The 12,088-nt window shown below is 59.1% G+C and carries 9 protein-coding genes; 1 reads left to right on the top strand and 8 read right to left on the bottom strand.

What is annotated here, in order from left to right:
• Window positions 1–119 precede the first annotated feature (119 nt).
• From RYB09_RS04280 to RYB09_RS04245, 8 genes are all read right to left on the bottom strand, one after another.
• Window positions 120–1,733, bottom strand: a complete 1,614-nt coding sequence (locus RYB09_RS04280) for an SPOR domain-containing protein (RefSeq protein WP_058408267.1) — start codon at window positions 1,731–1,733, stop codon at window positions 120–122.
• A gap of 10 nt (window positions 1,734–1,743) precedes the next feature.
• Window positions 1,744–2,847 carry a 3-dehydroquinate synthase gene (gene aroB / locus RYB09_RS04275; protein ID WP_044322855.1) on the bottom strand — a complete coding sequence of 368 codons (1,104 nt, stop codon included), beginning with the start codon at window positions 2,845–2,847 and terminating at the stop codon, window positions 1,744–1,746.
• A 115-nt stretch (window positions 2,848–2,962) separates the two neighbouring features.
• Window positions 2,963–3,481 (bottom strand): shikimate kinase AroK, encoded by a 519-nt coding sequence (gene aroK, locus RYB09_RS04270; RefSeq protein ID WP_058399805.1) that lies wholly within the window; start codon window positions 3,479–3,481, stop codon window positions 2,963–2,965.
• Window positions 3,482–3,485: 4 nt separating this feature from the next.
• Window positions 3,486–5,591, bottom strand: a complete 2,106-nt coding sequence (gene pilQ, locus RYB09_RS04265) for a type IV pilus secretin PilQ (protein ID WP_005743117.1) — start codon at window positions 5,589–5,591, stop codon at window positions 3,486–3,488.
• Window positions 5,592–5,638: 47 nt separating this feature from the next.
• Entirely contained in the window at window positions 5,639–6,166 is a 528-nt protein-coding gene (pilP, locus tag RYB09_RS04260) for a type 4a pilus biogenesis lipoprotein PilP (RefSeq protein WP_002551655.1), read from the bottom strand.
• Window positions 6,163–6,786: a type 4a pilus biogenesis protein PilO gene (gene pilO, locus RYB09_RS04255; protein WP_002551654.1), complete on the bottom strand. Its 624-nt coding sequence runs from the start codon at window positions 6,784–6,786 to the stop codon at window positions 6,163–6,165. Before pilO ends, pilP begins: the two co-directional genes overlap by 4 nt.
• Complete coding sequence (locus RYB09_RS04250) at window positions 6,783–7,382, bottom strand: PilN domain-containing protein (RefSeq protein ID WP_004654254.1); 600 nt, start codon at window positions 7,380–7,382, stop codon at window positions 6,783–6,785. Before RYB09_RS04250 ends, pilO begins: the two co-directional genes overlap by 4 nt.
• Window positions 7,382–8,446 (bottom strand): pilus assembly protein PilM, encoded by a 1,065-nt coding sequence (locus RYB09_RS04245; RefSeq protein WP_002551652.1) that lies wholly within the window; start codon window positions 8,444–8,446, stop codon window positions 7,382–7,384. The genes RYB09_RS04250 and RYB09_RS04245 overlap by 1 nt, the downstream gene beginning before the upstream one ends.
• Before the next feature lie 209 nt (window positions 8,447–8,655).
• On the opposite strand from RYB09_RS04245, the gene RYB09_RS04240 reads away from it, so the two are divergent.
• Window positions 8,656–11,097: a penicillin-binding protein 1A gene (locus RYB09_RS04240; protein ID WP_373561872.1), complete on the top strand. Its 2,442-nt coding sequence runs from the start codon at window positions 8,656–8,658 to the stop codon at window positions 11,095–11,097.
• Window positions 11,098–12,088: the final 991 nt, after the last annotated feature.

Genomic DNA, 12,088 nt, shown 5'->3' with positions numbered 1-12,088 from the left:
GGGAGACTGTAAAGCGCTTGTAACGCAGACGCCGCAAGGCGCGCACCAATCTGGTGGCGCGCTTTGCGGGTTAAGTCAGGCTGGCTGGGTGAAGCGGCCCGGATAAGGCCGCTGCGACTTCAGCGACTGGCACCAAGCTCTTGTTGGACGCTGGCGACAGTACGGGGCCAAGGTTTACCAGCCTGAACCTTGGCTGGCAATACCTTGATGGCTGCCAGGGCGGCAGCACGGTCAGGAAAGTTGCCATACGTGATGACGTACAGCGGCTTGCCCTGCAGGGTTTTCTTGAAATAACGGTACTCGCCACCTTGCTCTGCGATGTAGGCCTGAGCGGTCGCTTCGGAGCTGGTGCCCAGAATCTGTACCACATAGTGGCCTGGCGCCTGACTGCTGTACCAATTGCTACCGGCAGCCGGTTTGGCGGCTGCTGGCGCAGGTTTTTCCGCAGGCTTGGCAGCCGGGGCCGGAGCTGGCTTGGCTGTGGCGACCTGAGCAGGTGCAGGTGCAGGCGCTGGCTTGGCGGCTGGCGCAGGAATAGACGAGCGTGGCGTCTGGGCAGCAGCCTGACCGGCGGGCACGCCCGCAGGCGGCGCAGTGGTGGTCACGGTCGGCGGCTGGGCAGGCGAACCTGTCGGCACCGCGTCTTCGTCGGAATCAGTCGACCCGGCCGCTTCAGCCAGCGGGCCGCGCATCACCGGTTGCGAGTTGCCATTCATCGGCAGCGGCATCGGCTGGGAATTGCCCGCGAACTCGATGGCCGGGCTACCGTTGTTCGATTGCTGAGCAGTTGGCTTGCCCTCGCCCAGCGGCAATTGCGCCTGAGCAGAAGCAGGGGCATTGGCTGGCGTGCCCGTTTTGTCACCGCGACCGGGGATCAGCACTGCTGCTGCCACGGCCACTATGACGACGGCACCCAAGGCCAATACGTGTTTTTTCGGCATGTTAAACCCCACACTTGGACGCTTGACCGCAGAACGACTCGCGATCATCGCCTCGATCATTGAATCGCGGGCTACCTGGTTGATTGCCCCAGGCCAGCCATCGGACTGTTCATGAATATCGGTGATCTGGTCGGCAGTGAACAACGCGATTCCTTGCCCTGCACCCTCCAGACGCTGAGCCAGATACTCCCGGGTTTCCTCTTCCGTATAGGGTTGCAGCTCGATGACGTGAAAGCGTTCGCCTTCGACATCGCCCTGCAGGTCGGCACACATCTGATCGAGACGATCGAGCAGCGATGGCTCTCCGAACAGGAATACATGCGGACGCCCTTCAGGCGTTCCCGCAGCAAGACCCAGCAACGCTTCGAGCGCCGAATCGCCCAGTTGTTCCGCATCGTCAACCAGCAAGTAGACTTCCTGGCCGGTCAGCCCGAGCTGCACGACCTGCGACAGGATCGCCTGCATTTCAGCCTGGGCAACGCTCAGCGCCTGAGCAACCTGCTGCAGCACACCTGCCGCATCGCCAGCGCCGCGTGCAGAAACCACGACGCTTTGCACCGACTGCTTGTTGGTGCTTGCTACCAGCGCCTGACGCAGCAGGGTCTTGCCGCTGCCCTGCGGCCCGGTCACTGCCAGCAACAACTGGCTGTAACGCGCCAGATGATGAAGCTGACCCAGTACAGGCTTGCGCTGGGCAGGAAAGAATTTGAAGCCAGGTACCCGCGCCGCAAAGGGGTCATGACTCAACTGATAATGGCCGAGGAAGGCCTCGTCGGCATGCAAACTAGTCATGGGTTTTCCGTTAACCTCTAAGCTGATCCACCAGGGCGCGATAGTCCGCAACCAGGGTGGCCTGTAATACTTCTTTTGGATAATCGTCCGTGATAACCGCTTCACCCATCTGGCGCAACAGCACCAGACGCAAGCGACCGTCGATGACTTTCTTGTCGATCGCCATGTGTTCGAGGAAATTGTCTTCCGTCATGTCCTGTGGTGGCACCACCGGCAGCCCGGCGCGCTGAAACAGGCGAATACCGCGATCCCGTTCCTGCGTGCTGATCCAGCCCAGACGCGAGGACATTTCCAGCGCCATGACCGTACCGGCAGCTACCGCCTCGCCATGCAGCCAGACACCATAGCCCATATGCGTCTCGATGGCGTGACCGAATGTGTGACCAAGGTTCAATGTGGCGCGAACACCGGACTCACGCTCGTCGGCGCCGACCACCAGCGCCTTGGCCGCACAGGAGCGTTCGATGGCCACGGTCAGCGCTGCCTGATCCAGCCCGCGCAGCGCGTCGACGTGCTCTTCAAGCCAGGTCAGAAACGGCTCGTCGCAGATCAGGCCGTACTTGATGACCTCTGCCAGCCCGGCGGACAGTTCACGCTCGGGCAGGGTATTGAGCGAGGTGGTATCGATCAGCACGACGCTTGGCTGATAGAAGGCCCCCACCATGTTCTTGCCCAACGGATGATTGATGCCGGTCTTGCCGCCCACCGATGAGTCTACCTGGGACAGCAACGTGGTCGGGATCTGGATGAAATTCACGCCGCGCTGATAACAGGCGGCAGCAAACCCGGCCATGTCACCAATCACACCGCCACCCAGGGCGATGACTGTAGTGCGACGATCATGACGAGCGGTCAGCAGGCCATCGAAAATGGTCTGCAGGGTTTCCCAGTTCTTGAACGCCTCGCCATCGGGCAGAACAATCGGAAGAACGTTGTAACCGGCCAGGGTCTGCGTCAGACGCTCCAGATACAGCGGTGCCACTGTCGTGTTGGAAACGATAGCCACCTGACGCCCGACGATATGCGGGGTCAGGAGCTCTGGCTGATCCAGAAGGCCTTCGCCAATATGGATCGGGTAGCTACGCTCACCAAGCTCGACCTTAAGTGTCTGCATGTGTCCCCACATTGATTACCGGTTGGACGGTTTGTGCTTCAGCAGGTCATGACGCAAGGCCATGCACCGTCGCTGTTTTGCTGGTCGACGAGAATAGCGCATTTTCGCCTGCGCTTTAACGGGGAGGAAGCTCTGCAAGGCGCGCCAATATCTCGAGAACCACCATTCGGGGTGGCCGCTCATCGGTTTCAATCACCACGTCGGCGATTTCCCGATACAGCGGGTCGCGGATAGCCAGCAATTCGCTCAGCACCCGGGCCGGATCGGCGGTACGCAACAAAGGACGATTTCTGTCACGCGCGGTGCGCCCGACCTGCTGTTCTATGGAGGCATGCAGATACACCACGCGCCCACCGGCACGCAGCGCATGACGGTTTTCACTGCGCATGACGGCGCCGCCACCGGTGGCCAGAACCAGGCCATCGGCTTCGCACAGCTCGGCAATCATGGCCTGCTCGCGCTCACGGAAACCCGGCTCACCTTCCTTGTCGAAGATCCACGGGATATTGGCACCCGTGCGCAACTCGATCTCCTTGTCGGAATCCTTGAACGGCAGTCGCAACTCTTTGGCAAGCAAACGGCCGATGGTGCTTTTGCCAGCACCCATCGGCCCCACAAGTATTAAATTTCGCACAAAATCAACGACTCACAGAAATCGCCTGGTTGTTCATGATACGCGGAGTCAAAAATACCAACAGCTCGGATTTGGACTCGGATACCACATCGCGCCTGAAAAGCCGGCCAAGATACGGTACATCGCCAAGAAATGGCACTTTATCGACAACTTTACTTTGCGTATTTGAGAACACACCACCAATGACGATGGTTTCGCCATCGGAAATAAGCACTTTGGCGTTGACCTCGTTTTTCTTGATCGGTGGTACGCCAAGCACCGCATTCAGGTAGTCCGGCTCATCCTTGGTGACCTTGACCTCCATGATGATGCGGTTATCCGGCGTGATCTGCGGCGTTACTTCAAGCGACAGCGAGGCTTCCTTGAAGCTCACCGTGGTTGCACCGCTGGAGCTGGATTCCTGATACGGGATCTCGGTGCCCTTGAGGATCTTGGCGGTTTCCTTGTCGGAAGTGACTACCTTGGGCTGGGAGACGATTTCACCGTTACCGGTCTTCTCCATCGCGCTCAGTTCAAGGTCCAGCAACGTATTGTTGGTGACGAAGCCCAGGCCAATGCCGGAGGTTGCGCCAGATGCGCCCATATCGACAAACGGCACGTTGGAGGTCACGTTGCTGCCAGTGTTACCTGCCTCATCGCCATTATTATCAAGGCCATAGGTTGTCCATTTTCCATTGCCGCTGGTGTTGGTCGAGCCGCCCCAGCGCACACCCAGTTGCTTGTTGTAATCGACGTTGGCCTCGACGATGCGCGCCTCGATCATCACCTGACGCACCGGAATGTCCAGTTGCGAGACGATGCGACGCAGTTCGTCGAGCCGGTCCTGGGTTTGATAGGCAATGATGTTATTGGTCCGGTCGTCCACAGTGATCGAACCACGCTCGTCGGTCTTGGACTCGGCGCTGGTCACCGACTGGAACAGCTTGGCGATATCGGCAGCCTTGGCGTAATTGACCTGCAGCAGTTCGCGACGCAGGGGCGCCAGCTCGGCGATCTGCTTGAGCGATTCAAGCTCCTGACGCTCGCGGGCAGCAATTTCATCGGCGGGCGCGACCAGCAGGACGCTGCCGACCTTGCGCTTGTCCAGGCCTTTGGTTTTCAGCACCAGGTCCAGCGCCTGATCCCATGGCACGTTCTGCAGACGCAGAGTAATACCGCCCTGAACCGTGTCGCTGGCTACCAGATTGAGGTTGGTGAAGTCGGCAATCAGTTGCAGCACCGAGCGTACGTCGATGTCCTGGAAGTTCAGCGACAGCTTTTCACCGGTGTACACCGGTTTGTCAGCGGCGCGGCGGTCCAGATCCTCATTGGTCAACGGCCGCACACTGATGGTCAGCTTGTTTTCGGTCTGAAACGCCGAGTAGTCGAAGGCACCCGACGGCTCGATCAGAATACTGGCCTTGTCACCCGTAGCCGACGCACTGACAAACTGCACCGGCGTGGCGAAGTCCTTGACGTCCAGCCGGACGCGCAGCGGTTCGGGCAGTTGGGTCTTGGCGAAGTCGACACGGATCTTGCCGCCCTGCTCCTGAATATCCGGGGCAATGCCGGGGTTGCTCAAGTCTATGATCACATTGCCTTCACCCAGCTCGCCGCGCTGGAAATCGACATTCCTGATGGCCTTGACGCCCGCAGGGATAAACGGTTTGGCAGATGCCGGAGTGGGTGGCGGCACCGCTACCCGTTGCGCGCCCATCGCGGTGGTTGGCTGGGAAGCCTGCGCAGCGGCTGCGCCCTGACCGATAACCACGTACAGGTTGTTGCCGTCGACGCGGGAGCTGTAGGGCGAAAGCGTGGTCAGGTTAATGATTACCCGCGTGCGGTCCTGAGCCTGTACAACGACCACGCTGCGTGCGTTACCGTTACCGAGTTCACGGCTTTTGGTCGCCAACTGACTGGTCACGCCCGGCAGGTCCAGCGCAATACGCGCAGGTTGCGCCGTGGTGTAACCGCGCGGCGCAGGCACCGGCGAGTCGAATGCCAGCTTGAGCTCGATGCGATCACCCGGCAGGGCGGCGACATCCAGGGTCTTTAGGTTGGCAGCCTGGAGAACCGGCGAAAGCATCGCGATGCATAACGACACGCCGATAATCGAGAAAATCCGGGTCATGATCAATTTCCGTTGAGCGCTACTGTGCATACTTGGCCTTGCCCACTTCATGAGCGTTCTTTGAGGGCGATAGTGCGCGGCCTTTCCAGCCAGGCCCCCTCTCCATCAGGAACAATTTCAATGACATCTACCTGCGCATCACCGATTGACACTACCCGGCCGTTGTTACGGCCCAGGTAATCGCCCACCTTGACGCGATGAACGCCTCCGGCACCGCGCAGCAGGGCAAATGTCCCTGACTCGTTGCCAATCGTGCCGACCATCTCGAACGACTCGATATTGAACCCTTCCAGGAACTGCCTGACCCGGTGCTCGTCCGGTGCTACCAGCCGCGAGCCCTTCTGGCGGTTGAGCAGGTCGATCTTGACCGGTGGCTGAAAAGGACTGCGCAGCGTAGAGGCGTTGTAGGTGAACGCTTCATACGGACGAAACTTCGGCAGGGCCTCGATAGTGCCGCTCGGGCGCGCTCTGGCCTGATCCATGAACGCCGACAGGTCGGCAAAATCATTGTCATTACCGCAACCGGCCAACCCTGTCATAACCACACTGACGCACAGCAATCGCGCCGCCCTCATTTCTTCAGCCCTTCATCGTTGTAGCGGTAGGTCTTGGCCAGAATGCTCATGCGCAACTTGGTCGGCACCTTCGGGTCGACCGGCTTGATCTCGAAATCATGCAGCGTGACGATGCGCGGCAGGCTGGCGACACCGCTGACGAAGGTCGCCAGGTCGTGATAACCACCGACTACCGTGATCTGTATCGGCAGCTCGATGTAGAACTGCTGGACCGCCTCGGGCAGCAGTTTGATTTCCTCGAACTCAAGACCGCTTCCCAGCCCGGTCCGGGTTATATCCTCAAGCAAGCCAGGCACTTCGGTGTCGCTGGGCAATTGCCGCAGCAGGGCCCCGAAGGTGTTTTCCATTTCTTCCATCTGCTTCTTGTAAGGCTCAAGGTTGGCAGCCTGGAAGGCCTTGTTGGAAAACTGCTCCTTGAGCGTCACCTCACTGTTCTGTGCGCTTTCCAGCTGGGTTTCCAGGTCCTGAATAAAGAAGAAGTAGCCCAGTGCGAAAATCAGTACCGCGACCAGCACGCCGGCAATGGCCTTGACCGCTGCGGGCCAGGAACCCAGGTTGTTCAGGTCCAGCTCGCTCAGGTCAACCTTGCGAAGCCCTTCCAGCCATTCAGACATATTCATGGCTTGGCTCCTGTAGCAGGCGTAGTTGCAGCGGGTGCAGCCGCGGCAACCGGCGGCTGGGTCTGACGCACTGTCAACTGAAAGACGTTGGCCTGATCCACGGCCCCTGCAGTCGTGGCCTTCACTTCGGTCAGGCTCGGCGCTTCCAGCCAGTCAGAGGCTTCAAGGTTGCGCATCAGGTCGGAAACCCGGTTGTTCGATTCGGCAGCGCCACTGATGGCAATCAGCTTGTCGGTCATTTTGACCTGCGAGAAATAAACGCCATCCGGAAGAGTGCGCGCCAGTTGATCGAATACACGCCCTGTGATCGGGCGGTTGCCTTGCAGGTCCTGAATGATCTTCATGCGCTCAAGTAACTGTTTACGACGCGCCTTCAGGTCGCTGATCTCCTTGATGCGTATATCGAGCTGAGCGATCTGCGTCTGCACAAACGCGTTGCGCGCCATCTGATGCTCTATGGCATTGCTGACGTAACGATCAATCAGAAACAGAATACCGACTGACACCACCAATACGCCGACCAGCGCGGTCAGGAAGCGCTTTTTACGTTCTTCGCGAAGCTCTTCGCGCCACGGTAATAAGTTGATCCGCGCCATCAGTCGAAGCTCCTCAACGCCAGACCGCACGCGATCATCAACGCGGGAGCGTCACTGGCCAGCGCCCCGGCATTGACCTTGGAGCTCAGGGCCATGTCGGCAAACGGGTTAGCGACCATCGTCGGGGTGCCAATGCGTCGTTGAATCAAATGCTCCAGCCCTGAAATCGAAGCCGTGCCGCCTGCCAGCATGATGTGATCCACGGAGTTGTATTGACCGGCCGCAAAGAAGAACTGCAAAGAACGGGAGACCTGCTGCACCAACGCATCCTTGAAGGGGTCCAGCACCTCGCTGACATAGTCGTCGGGCAACCCGCCCTGCTTCTTGGCAAGCCCGGCCTCCTCCATGGAAAGCCCATAGCGGCGCTGGATTTCGTCAGTCAGCTGGCGGCCACCAAACAGCTGCTCGCGGGTATAGATAATCCGGCCATGATGCAGCACGCTGAGGGTGGTCATGGTGGCACCGATATCGACCACCGCTACGGTAAGCTCGTCATGACCGTTACCCAGTTGCGCAGCCAGCAGGCCGAACGAGCGTTCAAGGGCGTAGGCTTCGACGTCCACCACGCGCGCGGTCAGCCCGGCCAGCGCCAGCGCTGCCTCGCGCACTTCGACGTTCTCTTTGCGGCAGGCAGCCAGCAATACCTCGACGCGTTCGGGATTGCGCACCGAATAGCCCTGCACTTCGAAATCGATGGCGACTTCTTCCAGCGGATAAGGGATGTACTGGTCAGCTTCAAGCTTGAGCTGGTTTTCCATGTCGTCGTCGGAAAGACCGGCGTCCATTTCAATCGTCTTGGTGATCACGGCGGAACCGGCTACGGCGACCGCCACGATCTTGACGCTGGTCTTGGCCTTGGCGAGCACGCGAGACAGCGCCTGGCCAACCCCTTCGAGCTCGGCAATATTCTTTTCGACGACAGCGTTGGCCGGCAACGGCTCGACTGCGTAAGACTCGACCTTGTAACGAGTGCCGGAACGACTCAATTCCAGGAGTTTTACCGAGGTGGAGCTAATATCGATCCCTAGAAGGGTGTTGGCCTTCTTACTGAAGAGTTCGAACACAACCTGATTCCTATGAGTTTCCGCCACTTACGGAGTTATTTCGGGCCAACGTCACTGTCGACAGCCTTGACAGTAGCGCAAATCACGCTCGTGGACGAAAAATGCTTATAATGCCCAGCGATTTTTTCATTTAAGAAAGCTTCAAGGCGTGTTCATTTGTAAATGCCTGCGCTCAACCCATTATTTTTTCTGGAAATCCAAAAGCCTTGATACGCCTGCTGAAGTTTTTCTGGTGGTCCCTCGTCGCGGTATTCTGCTCGCTGTTGCTTGGCCTGAGTGGCGCGTTTCTCTACCTGAGCCCGACCCTGCCATCGGTTGAAGCGCTGCGAAGCATTCAACTGCAAATCCCCCTGCGCGTATTCAGCAGCGACGGCAAGCTGATTGCCGAGTTTGGCGAGATGCGCCGCACGCCGATTCGCTTCGCGGAAATTCCACCCAATTTCATCAACGCCCTGCTATCGGCCGAAGACGATAACTTTGCCAATCACTACGGCGTCGACCCGAGCAGCCTGATGCGCGCTGCCACACAACTGGTAAAAAGCGGCCATATTCAGTCAGGCGGCAGTACCATCACCATGCAGGTCGCGAAAAACTTCTTCCTGACCAGCGAAAGAAGCTTTTCACGCAAAACCACCGAGATTCTGTTGGCCTTGCAAATCGAGCGCCAACTTACCAAAGACGAGATTCTCGAGCTGTACGTCAACAAGATTTATCTGGGTAACCGCGCCTACGGAATCGAAGCCGCGGCGCAAGTCTACTATGGCAAATCGATTCGCGATGTAAGCCTTGCGCAAATGGCCATGATTGCCGGTCTGCCCAAGGCGCCGTCACGCTTCAACCCGCTGGCCAACCCGACCCGCGCCAAGGAACGTCGCGACTGGATCCTCGGCCGCATGTACCGCCTGGGCAAGATTGACCAGACCGCTTACCAGACAGCCTTGAACGAACCGCTCAACGCCAGTTATCACGTGCCAACGCCGGAAGTGAACGCGCCGTACATTGCTGAAATGGCACGCGCCGAAATGGTCGGCCGTTACGGCAGCGAGGCCTACACAGAGGGCTTCCGCGTTACTACCACGGTGCCGAGCGACCTTCAGGAACACGCCAACAAGTCCATCCAGCAGGGCCTGATCGATTACGACCAGCGCCACGGCTATCGCGGCCCGGAAAGCCGCTTCCCGGGCATGACCCGCGCCAACTGGGTACAGGAACTGACCAAACAGCGCATGATCAATGGCCTCGAACCCGGCATCGTGACCCAGGTCGACAAGACCGGCTTGCGCGTTCTGACCCGCAACGGCGAGAAAGAAGAAACCGTCGACTGGGCCACCATGAAGTGGGCGCGGCCTTACCTGAATACCAACAGTCTGGGGGCGAATCCGAAGCAGCCAGGCGATGTTGCGAAGGTGGGCGACCTCGTTCGTCTGCTGCGCCAGGACGACGGCTCGCTGAAATTCAGTCAAATTCCCGTCGCGCAGAGCGCTCTGGTCTCGCTTGACCCGCAAAACGGTGCCATTCGTGCACTGGTCGGCGGCTTCGCTTTCGAGCAGAGCAACTACAACCGCGCCATGCAGGCCAAGCGTCAGCCGGGCTCCAGCTTCAAACCGTTCATCTACAGCGCTGCACTGGATAACGGCTACACCGCCTCCAGTCTGGTGAACGACGCACCTATCGTGTTCGTCGACGAGTATCTGGACAAGGTATGGCGTCCGAAAAATGACACCAACACCTTCCTTGGGCCGATCCGCCTGCGCGAGGCGCTGTACAAGTCTCGCAACCTGGTATCGATCCGCCTGCTCCAGGCCCTCGGTATCGACAGCACCATCGACTACATCACCCGCTTTGGCTTCTCCAAGCAAGACTTGCCGCGCAACCTGTCGCTGGCACTGGGCACGGCTACATTGACCCCGATGGAAATCGCCACCGGCTGGGCCACCTTTGCCAATGGCGGTTACAAGGTCAGTCCTTATCTGATCCAGACCATCGAGAACCGTGACGGGCAGACCCTGTTTGTGGCCAATCCGCCAAGCGTTCCGGCCAACGACGTCAATACTGCGCCCAACACATCGACCTTTGCCGTGCATGACAGCCCGAGCGTGATCGCAGGCCCACCAGGGACACCGGCCCAGCCGCAAGCGCCCGCCGTTGCAGAGCGCGTTGTGGATGGCCGCACGACCTACATTCTGAACAGCATGCTGCAGGACGTAATCAAGCGCGGCACCGGGCGGCGCGCTCTGTCCATGAACAGGCCGGATATCGCCGGCAAGACCGGTACCACCAACGATTCCAAGGATGCGTGGTTCTCCGGTTACAACGCGGACTATGTGACAACTGTCTGGAGCGGCTTCGATCAGCCTGAAAGCCTTGGTCGTCATGAATTTGGCGGTACGGTCTCCCTGCCGATCTGGATGGACTACATGAGCGCTGCACTCAAGGACAAGCCACCGCATCAGCAGGCAGAACCGCCGGGCATCCTCAGCCTGCGAGTAGACCCACTGAGCGGCCGCGCTGCCACGCCCAGCACGCCGAACGCGTTCTTCGAACTGTTCAAAAGCGAAGACACACCGCCAAGCGTCAACGAACTGGGCGGCAGCAGCGCACCGGGCAGCCCGTTGCCAGCGGATGAGTCAGCACCGATCGACTTGTTCTGATAGCACTGCGCAGGTAGGTGACGCAGTGCGTCACATGGACCGTGAAGAACGATCATTTCAACTATCGTGCGACGCTCCGCGTCGCATGCCGTTCTGGACGCTCCGCGTCCTCTTTTGATTCAGCGGTGCGGCGCAGATTTGTGACGCGGAGCGTCACCCAAGGCATGCCCACGCTGGAGTGAGGAACGATAATCCCAACTATCCCGTTAATCCCAACTATCGTGCGACGCTCCGCGTCGCATGCCGTTCTGGACGCTACACGTCCGCTCTTGATTCAGCGGCGCTGCGCAGATTTGTGACGCAGAGCGTCACCCAAGGCATTCCCACGCTGGAGCGTGAGGAACGATAATCCCAACTATCCCGTTAATCTCAACTATCGTGCGACGCTCCGCGTCGCATGCCGTTCTGGACGCTCCGCGTCCTCTTTTGATTCAGCGGTGCAGCGCAGATTTTGTGACGCAGAGCGTCACCCAAGGCATTCCCACGCTGGAGCGTGAGGAACGATAATCCCAACTATCCTGTTAATCCCAACTATCGTGCGACGCTCCGCGTCGCATGCCGCTCTGGACGCTCCGCGTACTCCTTTGATTCAGCGGTGCCGCGCAGATTTGTGACGCAGAGCGTCACCCAAGGCATTCCCACGCTGGAGCGTGAGGAACGATGATCCCAACTATCCTGTTAATCCCAACTATCGTGCGACGCTCTGCGTCGCATGCCGTTCTGGACGCTCCGCGTCTTCTTTTGATTCAGCGGTGCCGCGCAGATTTGTGACGCAGAGCGTCACCCAAGGCATGCCCACGCTGGAGCGTGAGGAACGATAATCCCAACTATCCCGTTAATCCCAACTATCGTGCGACGCTCCGCGTCGCATGCCGTTCTGGACGCTCCGCGTCCTCTTTTGATTCAGCGGCGCTGCGCAGATTTGTGACGCAGAGCGTCACCCAAGGCATGCCCACGCTGGAGCGTGAGGAACGATAATCCCAACTATCCC

It is taken from the genome of Pseudomonas syringae group sp. J254-4, assembly GCF_032586855.1.
GTDB lineage: Bacteria > Pseudomonadota > Gammaproteobacteria > Pseudomonadales > Pseudomonadaceae > Aquipseudomonas > Aquipseudomonas amygdali.
The sequence above is the reverse complement of the archived record's forward strand: the minus strand, read 5'-3'. Positions and strand labels throughout refer to the sequence as shown.

Excerpts from the sequence above, each read along its gene's own strand:
- RYB09_RS04280 (WP_058408267.1), bottom strand. The coding sequence starts at position 1,733 with ATGACTAGTTTGCATGCCGACGAGGCCTTCCTCGGCCATTATCAGTTG.
- pilO (WP_002551654.1), bottom strand. The coding sequence starts at position 6,786 with ATGAATATGTCTGAATGGCTGGAAGGGCTTCGCAAGGTTGACCTGAGC.
- pilQ (WP_005743117.1), bottom strand. The coding sequence starts at position 5,591 with ATGACCCGGATTTTCTCGATTATCGGCGTGTCGTTATGCATCGCGATG.
- aroB (WP_044322855.1), bottom strand. The coding sequence starts at position 2,847 with ATGCAGACACTTAAGGTCGAGCTTGGTGAGCGTAGCTACCCGATCCAT.
- RYB09_RS04250 (WP_004654254.1), bottom strand. The coding sequence starts at position 7,382 with ATGGCGCGGATCAACTTATTACCGTGGCGCGAAGAGCTTCGCGAAGAA.
- pilP (WP_002551655.1), bottom strand. The coding sequence starts at position 6,166 with ATGAGGGCGGCGCGATTGCTGTGCGTCAGTGTGGTTATGACAGGGTTG.